The sequence below is a fragment of the Paenarthrobacter sp. NyZ202 genome (assembly GCF_049860755.1).
Lineage (GTDB): Bacteria > Actinomycetota > Actinomycetes > Actinomycetales > Micrococcaceae > Arthrobacter.
In genome coordinates this window covers 1,895,719-1,914,234 of record NZ_CP187556.1, presented here as the reverse complement: position 1 = coordinate 1,914,234, position 18,516 = coordinate 1,895,719, and the positions used below count along the sequence as shown (strand labels likewise).

Genomic DNA, 18,516 nt, shown 5'->3' with positions numbered 1-18,516 from the left:
GCGTTGGCCGGGCGCGCGTTTCCGGGGCGACGTGGCCGTGAAAGCGTGCAGCCCCGGCCGGTCGTGTGACCAGCCGGGGCTGCAGGGGTGGTCTCAGGCCACCTTCAGCTCATCCAGGGAGCCAGGTCCCCTTAGGCGGAGATCTGACGCAGGACGTACTGCAGGATGCCACCGTTGCGGTAGTAGTCCGCTTCACCCGGGGTATCGATGCGCAGAACGGCGTCGAAGGACTTGGCCGTTCCGTCCTCGGCAGTTGCCGTGACCTTCAGGGTCTTGGGCGTGGTGCCGTTGTTCAGCTCGGTGACGCCCTCCACGGAGAAGGTCTCCGTGCCGGTCAGGCCGAGGGTAGCTGCCGATTCGCCCGCCGGGAACTGCAGCGGAAGGACGCCCATGCCGATCAGGTTGGAGCGGTGGATGCGCTCGTAGCTTTCGGCGATGACGGCCTTGACGCCCAGGAGTGCGGTGCCCTTGGCAGCCCAGTCACGCGAAGAACCGGAGCCGTATTCCTTGCCCGCCAGGACGACCAACGGGGTTCCGGCAGCCTGGTAGTTCTGGGCTGCGTCGTAAACGTAGGCCTGGGGTCCGCCTTCCTGGGTGAAGTCGCGGGTGAAGCCACCCTCAACGCCGTCCAGGAGCTGGTTCTTGATACGGATGTTGGCGAACGTACCGCGGATCATGACTTCGTGGTTGCCGCGGCGCGAGCCGTAGGAGTTGAAGTCCTTGCGCTCCACGCCGTTGGCCAGCAGGTACTGGCCGGCCGGGGTGTCCGACTTGAACGAGCCTGCCGGTGAGATGTGGTCCGTGGTCACGGAATCGCCCAGCTTGAGGAGCACGCGTGCGCCCTGGATGTCCTTGACGGGATCCGGCTGGGCCTTCATGCCCTCGAAGTATGGCGGCTTCCGGACGTAGGTGGAGTCCTGGTCCCATGCGAAGGTGTCGCCGGCCGGGGTGTCCAGTGCCTGCCAGCGCTCGTCGCCGTCAAAGACGCCTTCGTAGCCCTTGGCGAACATTCCTTCGTCAATCGAGGAGTCGATGACTTCCTGGACCTCGGTGGGGTTGGGCCAGATGTCCTTGAGGAAGACCTCGTTGCCCTCGGAGTCGGTGCCCAGGGCATCGGTGTCGAAGTCGAAGTCCATGGAACCGGCCAGGGCGTAGGCGATGACCAACGGCGGGGATGCCAGGTAGTTCATCTTGACGTCCGGGTTGATGCGGCCTTCAAAGTTGCGGTTGCCCGAAAGCACGGCGGTGACGGAGAGGTCGTTGGCCTGGATGGCCTCGGAGATCTCCTGCTCCAGCGGACCGGAGTTGCCGATACACGTTGCACAGCCATAGCCGACGATGTAGAAGCCGAGCTTCTCCAGGTACGGGGTCAGGCCGGACTTTTCGTAGTAGTCGGTGACGACCTTGGAGCCCGGGGCAACGGAGGTCTTGACCCACGGCTTGGACGTCAGGCCCTTGTTGACGGCGTTGCGTGCCAGCAGGGCTGCGGCCAGCATCACCGAGGGGTTGGACGTGTTGGTGCACGAGGTGATCGACGCAATGGACACCGCGCCGTGATCGAGTTCGAACTCGCGGCCATCGGCGGTCTTGACGTGGACCGGCGCGGACGGACGTCCGTGCGAACCGTTGGCTGCCGACGCAACACGGGCGGTTTCCGTGATGTGCGAATCCGCGTGCGTGAAGGACGGGGCGTCGGAGGCCGGGAAGGACTCGTCGAGGGCCTCGTCCACGCTGCCGTCTTCGATGGCGACGTAGTTGTGGATGTCCTTGCGGAACTGCTCCTTGGCGTCGGTGAGCTCGATGCGGTCCTGGGGACGCTTCGGACCGGAAATGGACGGCACCACGGTGGAGAGGTCCAGTTCCAGGAACTCGGAGAAGCGCAGTTCACGGGAAGGATCGTGCCAGAGGCCCTGCTCCTTGGAGTAGGCCTCGACCAGGGCAAGGTTCTCTTCGGAACGGCCGGTCAGGCGCAGGTAGTCAAGGGTGACGTCGTCGATCGGGAACATGGCGGCCGTGGAGCCGAACTCGGGGCTCATGTTGCCGATGGTGGCGCGGTTGGCCAGCGGCACAGCCGCTACGCCCTCGCCGTAGAATTCCACGAACTTGCCCACGACACCGTGCTTGCGCAGCATTTCAGTGATGGTCAGCACGACGTCCGTTGCGGTGGCACCGGCAGGGATGCTGCCGCTGAGCTTGAAGCCCACGACGCGCGGAATCAGCATGGAGACCGGCTGGCCGAGCATGGCGGCCTCGGCTTCGATGCCGCCGACGCCCCAGCCGAGCACGCCCAGGCCGTTGACCATGGTGGTGTGGGAGTCGGTACCAACACAGGTGTCCGGGTAGGCGCGCAGCACACCGTCAACCTCGCGGGTCATGACGGTGCGGGCCAGGTATTCGATGTTGACCTGGTGGACGATGCCGGTTCCCGGGGGAACTACCTTGAAGTCGTCGAATGCGGTCTGGCCCCAGCGCAGGAACTGGTAACGCTCACCGTTGCGCTGGTATTCGATCTCCATGTTGCGTTCCAGGGCGCCGGCGTTGCCGAAGGCGTCGATCTGGACGGAGTGGTCGATGACCATTTCGGCAGGTGCCAGCGGATTGACGCGCTTGGGGTCGCCGCCGAGTTCCTTGACGGCCTCGCGCATGGTGGCAAGGTCCACGACGCAGGGCACACCGGTGAAGTCCTGCATGATGACGCGTGCCGGGGTGAACTGGATTTCGGTATCGGGCTCCGCATTGGGGTCCCAACCGGCCAGGGCGCGGACGTGGTCAGCCGTAATATTGGCACCATCTTCGGTCCGCAGGAGGTTTTCAAGCAATACCTTGAGGCTGAACGGAAGGCTGTCTGCGCCTTCAACGGAGTTCAACCGGAAAATTTCATAATCGGTGCCGGCTACATTCAGTACGCCTTTGGAACCGAAGCTGTCCACAGTGCTCATGGCAGGACTCCTCTCGCAACAGTTTCATCTTTGTCGCGTGGCTGGCCGCTAGCCAGTTAGGCGCACCTTACTTAGCCGGGCGGCACTCTTTGTTGGTCATCCCGGCACACAGCAACATGATCGCGGAGCGGGACTACTACGCCCATCGTAGTGGCATCGGTCACTTTTCGGCCTCCTGCCCCGCAGTCCGCGGCGTGCAGGGCAGGACGGGCACTCTCCCCTAACGTCCGGGAACCAGGAGACCTACGGTTTCCAGGTGGTGGGTATGCGGGTAGAGATCAAAGGCCCGCAGGGACTCCAGGCGCCAGCCCCCGTTGTGGAAGTAGCCCAGATCACGTGCAAAAGATGCCGGGTCGCACGACACATACGCGATCGCGCGGGGACCGGAAGCCATCAGCTGCTTCACCACGGCCTTGCCCGCACCGGCTCGCGGCGGATCCAGCACCAGGGAATCGAAGGCACGCGGGCGCTGGTGCAACACGCGCTCCACCCGCCCCTGGACGATCTCGACGTGGGCTTGCCCGTGGAGGTTTTTCCGCGCGTCGCGGCTGGTGCCGGGAGCACCCTCCACCGACAACACCGAGCCGGTGACTCCCACGGCATCCGCCAGCGGAGCGGTGAACAGCCCGGCACCGGCGTAGAGGTCGGCCACCGAGGAGCCCGGATGCAGGTAGCCACCGCCGGCCAGATACCCGGTCACCGCCCCGACCAGGGTGTCCGGTGCATCCTTGTGGATCTGCCAGAACCCTTCACCGGTGACCCTGTAGTCATGCCCTGCGGCGGTCTCCTGCACCCAGGTCCGCCCCCGCAGCTGCAGCACCTGGCCTGTGCCGGGATCGAAGCTCGCCACTGACACATCGTGGGGAAGGTGCGAGAGGATACTGTGCAGCCTCTTGGGCGTGGTCCCTTCTTCCGGTGCAAGCAGGATCAACGGCCGCGAACCATTGGCGGGGACTGCTACTTCCACGCGGGCAATTCCGCTGAGATTGACGTCCCAGAGGGCCAAGTGATTGATACCTGCAAGGGCAAGCGGCATCTCCTTGATGGGAACCACCACATCGGAGCGGTGGGCATGCATCCCGAGCCGCCCGCCCGGCGCCACCGCAAAGCCCGCGCGCGTACGCCAACCGAGCCCGCCGTCGTCGTCGGATCCCACCGGTTCCACGACGGTGGCGAGGTCCAGGCCTGCCAGGCGTTTCAGCTGTTCGGCAAGGACTTCGGCCTTCAGGGCCCGCTGCCGGTCCAGCGTGATGTGTCCGAGTTCCGCGCCGCCCACCGGAGGTGTGCCCCGGCGCCATGATGCGGGTGAATCGGCGGGCTTCCAAAAGTGCGGTACGCGGTCGGGCGAGGCTTCCAGGACCTCGACGACGTCGGCACGCCAGAAGCGCGACGACTCACCGGCGTCCGTCAGACGGACGCGGACCTTCTCCCCCGGGATGCCGTGCCGGACGAAGATGACGCGGCCTTCGTGGCGCGCCACGAAGTGGCCGCCGTGGGCGACGGGCCCGACGTCCACCACGAGTTCGCTGCCCGTAGCGTCAGGAGCCACGGGCCCGGTGGCGGAAATGCTGTTGGAAGTCATTGTGTATCCTGCAGTGCCTTTGCTTCTTCGGACGATTTGAGCTGCCACGGAACGCTGGCAACCATCACGCCTGGCTCAAAGTGGAGCCTCGTTTTAATGCGGAGTGCTGTCTGGTTGTGGACCAACTGCTCCCACCACTTGCCCACGACGTATTCGGGGATGTACACCACGATCAGGTCGCGGGGTGAGTCGCGCCGCATGTTCTTGATGTATTCCATGATGGGCGTCACCGTCTCACGGTAAGGGCTGGCCAGAACCGTCAACGGTACAGGAATTTCCAGCTTCTCCCAGTCCCGGACCGTGTGCTCCGTCTCCTCCGGGTTGATGTCCACGGTGATGGCATCCAGGCGTGATGGACGGGAGGCCCGCGCATAGGCCAGTGCCCGGAGCACGGGTTTGCGGACGTGTGAGACCAGGAGGACTGCGTGGACGCGGGTGGGAAGGGCCCGGGGCGAGGAGTCCTCATCCACGGCGAGCTCCTTGGCCACGTTGTCGTAGTGCGCGCGGATGCTCCACATGATCAGGAAGAGCACCAACATGGCCAGGAGGGCGATCCAGGCGCCCTGTTCGAACTTGGTGATGAGCACGATCACCAGCACCAGCGCGGTCATGCCGAAGCCCACCATGTTGATGGTGCGGGACTTGATGATCCGGCGGCGTGCAGCCTTTTCCCGGGCGAGTTTCAGTTCCCTTCCCCAGTGCCGGATCATTCCGAGTTGGCTTGCCGTAAAGGAGATGAAGACGCCGACGATGTAGAGCTGGATCAGCTTGGTGACATCCGCGTCGAAGGACAGGATGAGGACCAGGGCTCCAGCTGCCAGTGCCAGCACACCGTTGCTGAAGGCCAGCCGGTCACCCCTGGTCCGCAACTGGCGGGGAAGGTACCCGTCCTGCGCCAGGATGGACCCCAGGACCGGGAAGCCGTTGAAAGCGGTGTTGGACGCGAAGACGAGGATGGTGCCCGTCGCCGCCACCACTATGTAGAACGGGATGGAACCGGCGCCGAAGATGGTGTCCGCAATCTGGCTGATGGCCGGGTTCTGGATGTAGTCCTCCGGCAGCGGCTTTCCGTCCACCAGGAATTCGGTGGCGGGATCAAGCACAATGTGGACTTTGGTGGCATTGGCAAGGTAGAGGATGCCGGCCAGCATGGACGCGGCAATGACACCCAGCAGGAGCAAGGTGGTGGCAGCGTTCTTGCTCTTGGGCTTGCGGAAGTTCGGCACGCCGTTGCTGATGGCTTCGACACCCGTCAACGCGGCGGCGCCCGACGAGAACGCGCGGAGCAGGAGGAACGCTCCGGCCAGGCCCACCAGCCCTTCGTCAAAGCCTTCCTCCGGCACGATGGTGAAGTTCGCCGACGCCGCCTCACCCAGTTGCCCGGTGGCCGCCTGGTAGATGCCCACCGCGGTCATGCCCAGGATGGAGGCCATGAAAATGTAGGTGGGGACAGCGAAGAGCGTGCCTGCTTCCTTGACCCCGCGCAGGTTCACAAGTGCCAGGATGACCACGCCGATTGTGGCAATGAGTGCCTGCTGCCCGTGGAGGGAAGGCACAGCGGTGGTGAGGTAGGTGGCTGCGGAAGACATGGACACGGCGACCGTCAGCACGTAGTCCACCAGGAGGGCCGAAGCAACCGTCAGGCCGGCGTACTTTCCGAGGTTGACACTGGCGATCTCATAGTCCCCGCCGCCCGAAGGGTACGCGTGGACGTTCTGGCGGTAAGAGGCCACCACTGTGAGCAAGACCACCATGACGGCAATACCGACCCACGGAGAGAAGGCCACGGCGCTGACCCCGGCCAGCGCGAGCGTCAGGAGGATTTCATCCGGAGCATAGGCGACGGACGACAACGCGTCGGAGGCGAAGATCGGCAGTGCGATGCGCTTGGGCAGGAGGGTATGGGACAGCCGGTCGTTCCGGAACGGCCGGCCCACCAAAACCCGCTTGGCGGCATTCAGAATTGTCAGCACTCCGCAAAGCTACTCTGAATCCCCGGGGATGTCATGACGGCAGTCCGCGCGCTCACCACCGGCCACAGGTAAAGTCTTACGCAGCGGGATCGACAACATACATAAGGAGACACGGTGGCCCACTTCGTGATCATGGGTTGCGGCCGTGTTGGCGCAACCCTTGCACACACCCTGGAAGACGCCGGCCACTCCGTGGCCATTATCGACCAGGATGAACGGGCCTTCCGCCGGTTGCGCCACACCTTCACGGGACGCAAAGTCACGGGCATCGGCTTCGACCGGGAGACCCTGAAGCAGGCGGGCGTCGAGGAAGCCTACGCTTTCGCCGCGGTGTCCAGCGGTGACAACTCCAACATCCTGGCCACCCGAGTGGCCCGCGAGACCTTCCATGTGGCCCACGTCGTTGCCCGCATCTACGACCCCGGACGGGCGGAGATCTACCAGCGGCTGGGGATCCCCACGGTTGCCGCCGTTCGGTGGAGCGCGGATCAAGTGCTGCGCCGCATCCTTCCCGAGCAGCATCTGGCCGGCGACTACCGGGAACCCTCCGGCCGGTTGGTCCTGGCCGAAGTGGAACTCCACGAAGGATGGATCGGCCACCTCCTCAGCTCCGTTGAGGCAGCTGCCGGCATCAGGATAGCGTTCCTGACACGCTTCGGTGAAGGGGTCCTCCCCCACCCCGGAACCGCGTACCAGGAAGGCGACACGGTCCACGCCATGCTGAGCCTGGACCGGACGTCCGAAATCAGCCGTATCCTCGCCAAAGCACCCGCCAAGGAGATGTAGTGAAAGTCGTCATTGTTGGCGCGGGCAGCGTTGGCTCGTCCATTGCCAGGGAACTCCTGGCCCATAACCACCAGATCCTGCTCATTGACTTGAAACCGGAAGTCATTGGCCGCAGCGGCCTCCGTGGCGCCAGGTGGCTGGTGGGCGATGCCTGCGAACTCAGCACCCTGCAGGACGCCAACCTGGAGGATGCCGACGTCGTGGTTTCCGCCACGGGTGACGACAAAGTCAACCTGGTGGTCTCGCTCCTGGCCAAGACGGAATTCGGTGTGGGCCGCACGGTGGGCCGGGTCAACAACCCCAAGAACGACTGGATGTTCAACGACTCATGGGGCGTCGACGTCGCGGTGAACACCCCGCAGTTGATGACGGCACTCGTGGAGGAAGCCGTCGAAATCGGCGATATCGTGCGCCTGTTGACGCTCCAGACCGGTGTAGCGTCGATCGTCGAATTCACCGTGCCCCATGATTCGCACGTGATTGGTCAGGTGGTGGGCGACATCGACTGGCCCGAGGACGCGACGCTGGTGGCCATCCTCCGCGATCAGGCACCCATCACTCCCAGCCGGGATGACGTGCTCGACGGCGGCGACGAACTGTTCTTCGTCACGACCATTGCGGCCGAAGACGGCCTGCGTGCACTGCTCTCACCGGCTTCCATGGAGGGCCATGGACCGCGCGAGAGCGCGGGTGACCTGAGTGATCAGGGCGTCGACGACGACGGTTTCGATGGCTGAGGTGCAGGCTTGGTGACAAGCCAGGCAACCCACAGGCCCAGGATATAGAGCGGCGCGCCCATCAGGAGGCGGGTGGTGGCAAGCGCCGTCAATCCTGCTTCCCCCATGAAGTAAAGCGGCACCTGCACCAGAAGGCGCAAGGCAAGGACGCCGACAACGATCCAGGTGCCCAGCTTGTAGGCACGCAGCCGCTCAGGGTCTTTGCGCCACTCCAGCCCCTCGTTGCGCACGAATCCGAACAGGAGGCCGGCCAGCGGCCACTTCAAGGCAATGGACAGAACCATGCCCGCGATGTAGGCGATGTTGGTGAAGAACCCCAGGACGTAGAAATCCTCGGCTTTGCCCGTGGTGTTGGCCAGCCACGCGGAGATGCCCACTCCAACCACACCGGCCAGCGCCTGGGTCAGGGGCCGCTTCTGTATGAGTCGCACCACGGTGAAAATGGCCGCTGCCGCGAGGGCAGCCACAAGCGATACTGTGAGGTCCCTGCCGATGGTGAATGCCACCAGGAATACCAGGCCGGGAAGAATGCTTTCCGCAATGCCCTGGACGCCGCCGGCGGTCTTGAGCATGTCCACATGCCCGGCGCTGTTGCGGTGCAGGCCCGCTTTTTCGGCATAGCCGGCCGCAAGGTCTGCCAGGGCCGGACCGTTGTCCCCCCGTGGAACGCCCCGGTTGGCGTTCTCCTGGTTTGTGTCTTCCGGTGCAGGCTGACCTGCGTCCTTGGGGTTGGGTCCACCGGACACTGTCATGAATGCTCCTGACGGGAAAGAATTTCGTAACGGGGATTGAACATGGCCGGCAGTCCCTCCAAGCGTGTGACCATGCCGTTGAGGCTCAACTGGACCCCCGCTTCAATGCCGGGAACGCGGTTCCGGCCCAGCCAGATGACCCGCAACCGGGCGGGGTGTCCTTTGGCCGCCGTACCGGCAGGTGCCGGCCTGACGTTGTGCTGCAGATCATCGACGACGATCGCCGAAAAGAAGGGTTGGCCGCTGGGTGGCTGGTGGGTCACCGACTCGATGAAACCGGTGCATGACGCGCGTCCACGGGCGGGAAGATCGGACACCCGCGTGTTATGGGCACCGCCGCCGCCGGGCCGGCGACCCAAGGGACTGTCAGCCAATCTGGGTAATCTCCGGGCCACGCTCCGGCTGCTTCAAGGGGACCTCATCCTGCGGCGGGGCGGACTGCTGCGCCCCGCCCTGCCCTGGAACCGCTGCATCCTTGGGCAGCCGCAACTGCAGGAGTTCGCGCGGAGGCATGGGGTTGTCGCCCCGTACCACCACCACCCTGCGGAAGAGCTCCTCCAGACCGGCTGCTGCCTCCCGGTCCAGGGCCGCTTGTCCCCCAAGGACGCCGCGGAGGAACCACCGGGGACCGTCGACTCCCATGAAGCGCGCCGCCCGGAAACCACGGCTGCCGTCGGATGCTTCAGCCGGGAGCTTGGCCACCAGTTCCGTTCCGAAAGGACCGGAGATTTCCTCGGTTTCGCCGCCCTGGCTGGCCACCGACTGGCCGATCTGCTCCCTGATTTCCTCCCAGAGCCCTTCGGAGCGCGGTGCCGCGAACGCCTGGAGCTGCAGGCTGGAGCCGGCAAGGTCCAAGGTGACGGCAACAACCCGTTGGGTGGCTTCTTCAACTTCGAGCCTCAACTGCAGGCCTTCCGCGGGTGCAATCAGCAGGGCGCCGAGGTCCACGTAGCCGTCACGGTCTTCGATTTCGTCGATGTCCCAAGGACCCTTGGCCAGCCGGAGGTCGCCCTTGGCGGGAGACCCGTCCTCGCCGGAGGGGATTGCGTCCGAGGCTTCAACAACGTCCTGCCCGGAAGCAGCAGACGATTCCGCTTGCCCGGCCTTGGACTTCTTACCGCGCCCAAAAAACATTGGGTTGTCTCCTTAGTAGTGGTCTATCCCCAAGTAAACCGCAACCACGGCGTAGTGCTGCAATGCACCGGACGGGGGCGACCCTGCAGTTCCGTGGTCCGTGGATTGTCAGGCGACCGGCGGGTTGAATCCTCCGGTGGAGCCGAAACCGCCCGAGCCGCGCACGGAGTCGGACAGTTGGTCAACAGCGACGAAGCGCGCATACTCCACGCGCTGAATCACCATTTGGGCAATTCTATCGCCGCGCTTGAGCTCGATGGGGTGCTTTTGGTCCGTATTCAGCAGGGTCACTGCGATCTCGCCCCGGTATCCCGCGTCCACGGTGCCGGGGGCGTTCACCACCGTCAGGCCGAACTTGGTTGCCAGCCCGGAACGGGGGTGGATCAGGGCAACGAATCCATCCGGCAGCGCTACTGAAACGCCGGTGGGCACGAGCTTCCTCTCGCCGGGGGCCAGGTAAACATCCTCCCTGGCACGCAGGTCCGCACCGGCGTCTCCGGGGTGGGCATACGAGGGTGCTTCCAACCCGGGGTCAAGCATCTTCAGTTGGACCTCCAGGGTGGGGCTCCCGTAGGCGGCGGCGCCGCCGGCTGCGCCGGCGTCCTGACTGAATACTGCGGTCTCGTTAGTCACAGTTGTCCATTCTACGGGGCGCCTCCCGGGTGGCCGGAAGGCTTGGGCCTCCGCGTACGGATAAGCTGGATCCATGCCTTCGCCAGACCAGTCCCCATCCCTGCCTGCCCGGAACAACCCCTCCGCCAATGAGGTACTGTTCACGGAAAAACTGTGGCCGACCCCATGGGTCTGGATCGTGGTGGTGGGACTTTCGGGTGCCGGGATCCTGATGTTCTCCCCGATCAGTCCGGCAGCGGGAATCATTGCAGCGCTGGTCCTCCTGGCTATCATGGCCACCCTGCTGGTGCTTTCAACGCCGACCATCACGGTCACCCGGGATACCCTGCGGGTGGGGCGGGCCACCATCGACCGCAGGTTCGTGGGTTCCGTTGAGGCGTTCAGGAAGGACGAGGCGACAGCGGAGCGTGGTCCCCGCCTCAACGGGTTGGCGTACATGTGCTTCCGCGGCTGGATCGACGCGGTCGTGAAGATCGAGATCACGGACCCGGCGGACAAAACACCGTATTGGCTGACGTCGTCCCGCAAACCCGACGAACTCGTGGCCGCATTGGCTTCCGGCCGCGCCTAGCCCTCACATTCCGTGCAGTACAGGTGGCCGTCCCGTTCCGTGGCTATCTGTGAGCGGTGCTTTACCAGGAAGCAGTTGAAACAGGTGAACTCGTCAGCCTGGGGCGGCATGACCTGGATCAACAGTTCTTCTCCGGAAAGGTCCGCTCCGGGCAGCTCAAAACCGTCGGCCAGGTCGGTCTCATCCACATCCACCGCCGAAGACTGCTTCCCCGACTGGCGCGTCTTGAGCTCCTCGATGGAGTCCTCGCTGACGTCCTCCTCGGTCTTTCGAGGGGCATCGTAATCCGTGGCCATGGTCCTTCTTCGTCCTCTGCGCTTGCTCCGGATGGGGCTCCGGCTTCTGCGTGATCGTGCAGAAGCCGGTGTATGGGTGTAACGCCGGGCGCCGGAAATTTGTGCCCGGTACCGGCCAGATTGTCCTCTCTTGAACCAGCGATGTCCATAGCCGCAACAGCGGCCGCTCCCAGGTGCTTTCCCGGCATTTTCAGCGGAATATCACGGCACGCCCTTTCTCCTAGTAGGAAAAGGGCAGCGCGGGTGGCAGAGTTTCGAATGTCAGTTGTGCCATGTGGTGGAGGGTGTTATGCAGGATCTACGGCTGGTTGGCGTCCACGACGACGGCGGGCATCTGCTCTTGAGCGGGCCTGGCGGTGCGATGTTCCAGCTACCGATCGACGAAGCCCTGCGTGCTGCTGCCAGCCGGACGCCCGCCCAGGTGGCCGCCCGTGCCCGGATCACCCCCGTGGCCATGTCCCCCCGGGATATCCAGGCAAGGATCCGCAGCGGTGCCACGGCAGCGGAGGTAGCCGAACTTTCCGGCATCCCCCTGTCCAATGTGCAGCGCTACGAAGGTCCGGTCCTGGCCGAGCGTGAATACGTCGCGCAACAGGCACGCAATGTGGAAGTGGCAGCACCTGCTCCCGGCCAGGACGCCTATCGCTCCGCTTTCGGCGACAACCCTGCGACGCTTGGCGATATGGTCGCCCACCGGCTCTCCGCCCATGGCGTTGACCCGTCCACCGTGGAGTGGGATTCGTGGCGCCGTTCGGACGGTTCCTGGACCGTCGTCGCGCGTTTTGAGGTGGCGGCTGCCGCTCACGGCAGCATCGGCGAGGAACCGCCGGCCATGTGGACTTTCAGTCCCCAGCGGAAGTCGCTGCAGAATGCCAACCGATGGGCGCAGCAACTCAGTGAGCTTGAACCCCTGGACGGTCCTGTGCCGGCCCGTCGTCTGGCTGCGGTATCGGACAGGCCTTTCGACTTCGAAACGGACGCTGAGACGGCCGCGCGGACTTCCAGGGAATCGGACAACCTGTTGGAAATGCTGCGGTCGCGCCGCGGCCAGCGCCTCGGCGTGGACGAAGAAGGTGACGACGCCCTGGCGGTGCTGCTCAGCAACGTCCCCGCAGCCCACCCGCGCCCGGGCGACGACGCCCAGCACGCAGCCGGCATCCCGGACGGCGAGGAAGCGGCCAACACTGCTCCCCCTGAGCCGGAGGCACCGCGCAAGGACGCCCGGCCGTCCATGCTGTCCCGCCTCACCTTGGCGCCGCGGCACGTCGAGCAGGATGACGACGGCGACGACGCCCTCAGGCTGCACGAGGGCGTCAGCACCGAAACCCGCGAGATAACGGTTGTTGCCAGCCCCCTGCGGCCGGTTACGACGCTTGCCGGGCGGAAGCCCGAAGATGCTGTGGCAACACCGAACGAGGACAAGGCCGCTGGCCCGGTCCAACGTCCCGGCCTGGATGAATTGCTGGGCGGGTCGGTGACGCCGGCGCCACGCGGTGAGGGTGACGGCGCAACAACAGGCCCGGCCGGACAAGACGAGTCCGACGCCAGGATGGATTCTCCGGTGAAGGACCATGACGCCCCGGTGGAGCGGCAGCCCTCAAGGCCCAAGCGCTCAAGCATTCCCAGCTGGGACGAGATCGTGTTCGGGGCCCGCGGAGACTAAGAGCGCCGAGCGTCTCCGGCGCCTGGCCAGAGGCAGGCGCCGATATCGAACGGCAGCGTCTGGTCGGCGCCCGCCATCAGGTTGGCACCGTGGGCAGTGACCCTGCGCATGTAATGCCGGCGGCACAGGGTTTCGTAGCCGACGACCCGCGGCGGCTGTGCTTCCCGCCCTGCCTCGCCCTCGGTTTCAGGGGCTGCCGAAGACACATCCCCCACCATGACCTGCTCGCCTTCGACGACCATGATGCCGTCAAGGGTTCGTGCATTCTGCGTGGCCCGCCGGCCGCACCAGCACAGGGCTTCGACCTGGAGTACCTGTACCCGGTCCGCCAGCTCGATCAGGCGCTGCGATCCGGGAAACAGCCGGGTCCGGAAGTCCGAGGTGATGCCGAAGGCGAAGACATCCACCTCCATCTCGTCCACCAGCCGGGCCAGTTGTTCCACTTGATCAGCCGAATAGAACTGGGCTTCATCGCAAATGAGATAGTCCACCCGCAGACCGCTGGTACGGCGGACCACCACTTCGTCCCAAAAGTCGGTATGTGCCTCTACTTCGACAGCATCCGTCTTGAGGCCAAGCCTGCTGGAGATCGTCGATTCGCCGGCGCGGTCGTTGCAGCTGAACCTGACTCCGCCCCGGCCCCTGGCCCGGTGGTTATGGTCCATTTGGAGCGCCAGGGTGGACTTGCCGCAGTCCATGGTCCCCGAGAAGAAGACGAGTTCAGCCACGCTTGCCCTTTTTGCCGCCGGCCGTCAAGCACAGCAGGGGAACTTCCCGCTCTGCCTTGGTGAGCGAGCCGTGCTGGCCGACAACCTCCAGGGACGCGGGCCTGGCCCGCCGCGTGTCGAACAGTGCCAGAGTGTCCCTGGCCGCAACCATGACATCACCGATGCGCGGTCCTACGTGCGGGTGGACGTCACCGAACAATCCCGCCCGGACGGCCTGCTCGCGGGTGAAGACCCAGATCCGTTCCCCGAACCGGCGCCGCCAGGCCGAGACCAAGGCGTTCCGGTGTTCTTCGGTGGCGTCGGGTTCCAGATACAGGTGGACCATGCGGGGCTCTCCAGCTGTATGCCGGACGCCGGCCACGAGGCTTTCGTCGGCCGAGTAATCGATCCGCTGCGATGCCGGAACATCCAGCATGCCGTGGTCCCCGGTCAGCAGGATAGTGGTTCCGGCCGGCAGCGTGGCCGAAAGCCGCTTGACGGTGGCATCAAGTTCCTCGAGCTGATGCTCCCACCGCTCCGACTGGCAACCGTAACGGTGCCCCGCCTTGTCGAGCTCGTTGGCGTAAAAGTACATGAGCGAGCGGCCTCCGCCGGCCATGGCGTCAGCTGCGGCAGTGGTCCGGGCATGCAGGGAGTTGCCGCCCGTGAACCTGCTGCCCCGCAACGCGGCCTGGGTCATGGGCGAGTTGCCGAACTGGGGCAGGCTCACCGTGACGACGTCGATTTCTTCGGCCAACTGTTCAAAGACGGTGGCGTGCGGCTGCCACGCCGCCGGATCAACCGAGGAATCCCAGTTGCCCAGGAGATTGACAACCTTGTCCTGCGCCGGGTCAAGGACGTCGTAGCCCACCATGCCGTGCTGGCCGGCCGGCAGGCCGGTGCCCAGGCTCGCCAGGGAAGCGGCCGTGGTACTCGGAAAAGCTGAATCAATCCACGAGGGGACATTCCCCTGGCCGGCAGCCATCACTGAGCGCAGGAACGGCGTGTGGGGGGCTTTTTGCTTCAGCAGATTCCTGCCCAGGCCATCGGCCAACACCACGCAGACGCGCTGGGCGGGAGGAAGGTTGAGATGGTTGGTGAAGCCGGAAATTCCCATGCTGGCCGCAGCACTCGTGAAAACCTCGGCTATCGACTTGCTGCCGAACAGCGGAGGCGCCGGGAGGTCCTGGGCTGTGTCCGGGGCGTCTGCTCCCGCAGCCCCGCTCAACGCTGGTGTCCGCGGCTCAGGCGGTTGCTGAAGACCCCCGACCGGGGACGGGGAGCCGGAATGCTGGCGTGGGGAACCGGCGTGGGACTTGCCGTATTGACGGCGCGGAGCGCGCGGGCGAAGACCTTGGCGTCCTGGACGGCCTGGAGACCGTCGGCCTCGGCGCTGATCCGCAGGACGATGTCTTCCTGGGCGATGGTTCCCGTGTAACCGTGATCCGCCTCGCACTGGGGATCCCCGCAGCTTGCGGGCCCCATGTCCAGACGCTGTCCGCCGGACCAGGCAATGGACAGCGTCAGTTCGCGCACGGGATCCGATGGCTTGTAGTCCTGGGGCTGCGCGTACATGTAGCTGAGCACGACGGAACGGATCTGGGCCACCGGCACCGACTCCGTGGAGATCTGCGCCACGATTTGCTCGCCGGCCTCGTCCAGCTGCTGGTCGTCCACGTGCGTGATCACCAGCATGTCCTCGGTCAGGACCAGGACGGTGATGTGGCGGCGGACCTCGGCGCGGTCGAAGTGGGTTTCCAGATGCACCAGGTGTGACAGGCAGTCCCGGCCATCCAGGGCGTCATTGACCACATCCGCCACCAGCCGGGGGTAGAAACCGGCCTGCTGAAGGGCCTGGTCGAGGCTCTGTCCCTGCGAGCTGTGGTTGTGGGCTGCGTGGTGCCCTGAAGAAGACGGGCGGGACTGAGGCGTCGGGGACTGGGTGCTCATTCCCCCATTTTCACAGATCGGCGTTCGACTTTCCTAACCGCAGGAATGCCCGCGGCGGCGTTCGGCGGGCTACCCGCGCATGGCCCGGCGTGCGCTGTCCGTCCGCTGGGCGGCGTTGCCGATCCACACCTCCGCGCCCAGGATGGTTGCGCCGGCCGGGCCGGCCAGGACGGGATTGAACTCCACGAGCGCGATGCCGGGGTGGTCGTCCTTGAGCTTGGCGAGACGGGCGGCAATATCTTCCAGGGCCGCGACATCAACGGCCGGCAGCCCTTGGTAGCCGAACAATTTGCGGGAAGCGCGGGGCGAGCGGATGACGTCGTGGAGGTCCGCCGCAAACAGCGGAGGAACCCGGTGCGACCAATCGTCCAGGAGATTGACGGCATCGCCGGCAAGGCCGAAGGACAATACCGGACCCAACAGCGGATCTTCCATGGCCCTGAAAGTGCAGGCCTGGCCCACGGGTGCCATGGCCTGCACTTCCAGGGACGGCGATCCGTAGGGTTCCAAAGCACGGCGCATCCGGGCGATGTTTTGGCGCAGGGATCCGGCGTCCTGGATGTCCAGGCGCACGCCTCCCAGATCCAGCCGGTGCCGCAGGGCAGGGTCCGTGGCCTTGAGCACCACGGGCCACCCCACTTTGTCGGCCGCAGCCACGGCTTCGTCGGCTGTGGCGAAACCAATGCTGGGTACCACGGAAATGCCGTAGCCGGCCAGCAGGGCGGCGGCAGCACCGGCGTCGAGCTTTCGCAGTTTCTCGCCGGTGACGCCGGCAAGCATGGCGGCGAGCGCCTGGCGGGTTCCCTCAACGTCGCATCCTTCGGGTTCCACCACCAGTCCCTGGTCCCGGTCACGCCATTGGGCGTAGCGGACGATGGCCGCGAGGGCATTGACCGCCGCTCCGGCGTTGGAGAAGCACGGCAGGAGCGGGCTGCCGGGTTGCCCCACCATCCCCTCCACCTGGACCGAGGGGTCGAGGATCCCGGTGAACGCTGCGACGACCGGTTTGCCGGCCTGGGCGGCGCATTCTGCCAGGACGCCTGCAAGGGCCTCCACCGTCAACCCCCTGGCAGGCAGCAGGGCTGCCACCACCGCATTGACCGATTCGTCCGCGAGGCTTTCCTGCAGGCTTGCGCGCAGTGCGGGAAGAGCCAAGGACATCCCGGCGTCGAGGTCGACTCCGGTCACGAGCCTGGTGACGTCCAGGCCCAGGGGGCCGGCGCTGTCGGCGACCACTTTCCCGAGGGCGACGGAGTTCGAGTACACCGCCACGCCGGGGCCGGTGGGCAGGGCCTGGGACGATACGATCTGGGCGATGTCCATCAGTTGCTCGATGGTGTCGACGCGGATGACGCCGGCCTGGCGCATCATGGCGTCGACGGCTGCCGCCGGGGCCTGCGTGGTCCGCACTTCGTGCCCTGGCGGCAGCCGTAGGCCGGTGACGTCGGATTTTGCCACGATGACCGGTTTGCTGCGCGACAGCCGGCGGGCCAGCCGGGAGAATTTGCGCGGGTTCCCGATCGATTCGAGGTAGAGCCCCACGGCGGAGGTGTCGGCGTCGTCTTCCCAGTACTGCATGGCGTCGTTGCCGGAGACATCGGCCCGGTTTCCGGCGGAAAGGAAGGACGATAAGCCGAGGCGGCGACGGCTGGCGGCGGCGTAGACCGCCACACCTACCGCGGCGGACTGGCTGAACAGGCCAAGACCGCCGCGGGGCGGCATGGACGGTGCCATGGAAGCGTTCAGGGAGACATCCGGGTGGGTGTTCAGGATGCCCAGCGATTCGGGACCGATGACCCTCATGCCGTTGGCGCGCGCCTGGCGAACCAGTTCATGCTGTCGCGACAGGCCCCGGTCGCCGTCGTCCGCGAACCCGGCGGTGGCCACGACGATTCCCTTGACTCCCGCGGCGGCGCAGTCCTCAACCACCTTGGCGACTTCGTCGTAGGGCACCGCGATGATGGCCAGCTGCACGGGTCCGGGGATCTCAGACAACTTGGCGAAGGAGATCATGCCGGCCAGTTCGAAGGCTTCCGGGTTCACGGCGTACACGGGCCCGTTGAATCCGCCTTCGATGATGTGCTCCAGCAGTTGGTAGCCGACTGTTCCCCACTTGCGGCTGGCACCGATGACGGCGATCGACGACGGCGCCAGCAAGTCGCGCACGCTGCGCGCCTCAGCGCGGTGCTCGCGGGATTCCATGACCGCGCGGGACTTTTCCGTGGGATCGATGTTGAACTCGACGCTCACCACACCGTCGTCGAACTGCCGTTTGAGGTCGTAGCCGGCGTCGGCGAACACCATGAGCATCTTGCGGTTCTCGGGCAGGACTTCTGCCGTGAAACGCCGGATCCCGTTCTCGCGGGCGGCGACGGCCAGGTGTTCGAGCAGGATCGAGCCGATGCCGCGGCCCTGGTGGGCGTCGGAGATGTTGAAGGCAACCTCGGCCTCGGCAGGGTCATCCAGACGGTCATAGCGGCCAACACCCATGATTTCGCCGCCGATGGTGATGACAAAGGCCACGCGGTTAACGTGGTCTACTTCGGTGAAGCGCCTGACTTCCTTGCCGGACAGCTTGGGCTTGAAAGAGAAGAACCGCATGTAGATGGAGGCTTGCGATTGTCCGGCATGGAAGGTTTGCAGGGCATCGGCATCCTGGGGGCGGATGGGCCTCAGGTGGGCAGTTCCGCCGTCGCGCAGGACGACATCGGCCTCCCAATATTCCGGATAAATGCCGACGCCGGGCTGTTCCACCATAGGCTTAGCCTAGCCAAAACATCCGCAGTACAGCTT

The 18,516-nt window shown here is 65.4% G+C and carries 16 protein-coding genes; 4 read left to right on the top strand and 12 right to left on the bottom strand.

What is annotated here, in order from left to right:
• Positions 1–131: 131 nt before the first annotated feature.
• The 3 genes from ACPFL9_RS08810 to ACPFL9_RS08800 all read right to left on the bottom strand — a co-directional run bounded on the left by ACPFL9_RS08810 (position 132) and on the right by ACPFL9_RS08800 (position 6,494).
• A complete protein-coding gene (locus tag ACPFL9_RS08810; protein WP_426007108.1) occupies positions 132–2,939 on the bottom strand; it encodes an aconitate hydratase in 2,808 nt (935 codons plus the stop codon).
• Positions 2,940–3,159: 220 nt separating this feature from the next.
• Complete coding sequence (locus ACPFL9_RS08805; RefSeq protein ID WP_426007107.1) at positions 3,160–4,521, bottom strand: class I SAM-dependent RNA methyltransferase; 1,362 nt, start codon at positions 4,519–4,521, stop codon at positions 3,160–3,162.
• A complete protein-coding gene (locus ACPFL9_RS08800; protein WP_426007106.1) occupies positions 4,518–6,494 on the bottom strand; it encodes an APC family permease in 1,977 nt (658 codons plus the stop codon). The genes ACPFL9_RS08805 and ACPFL9_RS08800 overlap by 4 nt, the downstream gene beginning before the upstream one ends.
• A 114-nt stretch (positions 6,495–6,608) precedes the next feature.
• Here ACPFL9_RS08800 and ACPFL9_RS08795 point away from each other — a divergent pair, with 114 nt between their 5' ends.
• Both ACPFL9_RS08795 and ACPFL9_RS08790 read left to right on the top strand, forming a co-directional pair.
• Positions 6,609–7,280, top strand: a complete 672-nt coding sequence (locus tag ACPFL9_RS08795; protein WP_426007105.1) for a potassium channel family protein — start codon at positions 6,609–6,611, stop codon at positions 7,278–7,280.
• The gene (locus ACPFL9_RS08790; RefSeq protein ID WP_426007104.1) at positions 7,280–8,017 is read left to right on the top strand and encodes a potassium channel family protein; all 738 of its coding nucleotides are present in this window, start codon (positions 7,280–7,282) and stop codon (positions 8,015–8,017) included. The genes ACPFL9_RS08795 and ACPFL9_RS08790 overlap by 1 nt, the downstream gene beginning before the upstream one ends.
• Here the strand turns inward: ACPFL9_RS08790 and ACPFL9_RS08785 are convergent.
• The 4 genes from ACPFL9_RS08785 to dut all read right to left on the bottom strand — a co-directional run bounded on the left by ACPFL9_RS08785 (position 7,984) and on the right by dut (position 10,536).
• A complete protein-coding gene (locus ACPFL9_RS08785) occupies positions 7,984–8,769 on the bottom strand; it encodes a DUF3159 domain-containing protein (RefSeq protein ID WP_426007102.1) in 786 nt (261 codons plus the stop codon). The genes ACPFL9_RS08790 and ACPFL9_RS08785 overlap by 34 nt on opposite strands.
• Positions 8,766–9,143, bottom strand: a complete 378-nt coding sequence (locus ACPFL9_RS08780) for a hypothetical protein (protein ID WP_426007101.1) — start codon at positions 9,141–9,143, stop codon at positions 8,766–8,768. The genes ACPFL9_RS08785 and ACPFL9_RS08780 overlap by 4 nt, the downstream gene beginning before the upstream one ends.
• On the bottom strand, positions 9,136–9,903 hold the full coding sequence (locus tag ACPFL9_RS08775) for a DUF3710 domain-containing protein (protein ID WP_426007100.1): 768 nt from the start codon (positions 9,901–9,903) through the stop codon (positions 9,136–9,138). Before ACPFL9_RS08775 ends, ACPFL9_RS08780 begins: the two co-directional genes overlap by 8 nt.
• A 108-nt stretch (positions 9,904–10,011) precedes the next feature.
• Entirely contained in the window at positions 10,012–10,536 is a 525-nt protein-coding gene (gene dut, locus ACPFL9_RS08770; RefSeq protein WP_426007099.1) for a dUTP diphosphatase, read from the bottom strand.
• Positions 10,537–10,609: 73 nt separating this feature from the next.
• On the opposite strand from dut, the gene ACPFL9_RS08765 reads away from it, so the two are divergent.
• Positions 10,610–11,107: a DUF3093 domain-containing protein gene (locus tag ACPFL9_RS08765; protein ID WP_426007098.1), complete on the top strand. Its 498-nt coding sequence runs from the start codon at positions 10,610–10,612 to the stop codon at positions 11,105–11,107.
• Here the strand turns inward: ACPFL9_RS08765 and ACPFL9_RS08760 are convergent.
• Entirely contained in the window at positions 11,104–11,403 is a 300-nt protein-coding gene (locus ACPFL9_RS08760) for a DUF4193 domain-containing protein (protein ID WP_426007097.1), read from the bottom strand. The two genes, ACPFL9_RS08765 and ACPFL9_RS08760, sit on opposite strands and share 4 nt — an antisense overlap.
• 289 nt (positions 11,404–11,692) lie before the next feature.
• Between ACPFL9_RS08760 and sepH the strand changes: the two genes are divergently transcribed.
• Positions 11,693–13,066, top strand: a complete 1,374-nt coding sequence (sepH, locus tag ACPFL9_RS08755) for a septation protein SepH (protein ID WP_426007095.1) — start codon at positions 11,693–11,695, stop codon at positions 13,064–13,066.
• Here the strand turns inward: sepH and ACPFL9_RS08750 are convergent.
• The 4 genes from ACPFL9_RS08750 to ACPFL9_RS08735 form a co-directional block, all read right to left on the bottom strand.
• Complete coding sequence (locus ACPFL9_RS08750; RefSeq protein ID WP_426007093.1) at positions 13,063–13,794, bottom strand: thymidine kinase; 732 nt, start codon at positions 13,792–13,794, stop codon at positions 13,063–13,065. The two genes, sepH and ACPFL9_RS08750, sit on opposite strands and share 4 nt — an antisense overlap.
• Complete coding sequence (locus ACPFL9_RS08745) at positions 13,787–15,001, bottom strand: alkaline phosphatase family protein (protein ID WP_426007092.1); 1,215 nt, start codon at positions 14,999–15,001, stop codon at positions 13,787–13,789. Before ACPFL9_RS08745 ends, ACPFL9_RS08750 begins: the two co-directional genes overlap by 8 nt.
• Positions 14,998–15,723, bottom strand: coding sequence for a DUF5998 family protein (locus tag ACPFL9_RS08740; protein WP_426007091.1), 726 nt, complete (start codon positions 15,721–15,723; stop codon positions 14,998–15,000). Before ACPFL9_RS08740 ends, ACPFL9_RS08745 begins: the two co-directional genes overlap by 4 nt.
• A gap of 69 nt (positions 15,724–15,792) precedes the next feature.
• A complete protein-coding gene (locus ACPFL9_RS08735) occupies positions 15,793–18,480 on the bottom strand; it encodes a GNAT family N-acetyltransferase (RefSeq protein ID WP_426007090.1) in 2,688 nt (895 codons plus the stop codon).
• Positions 18,481–18,516 lie beyond the last annotated feature (36 nt).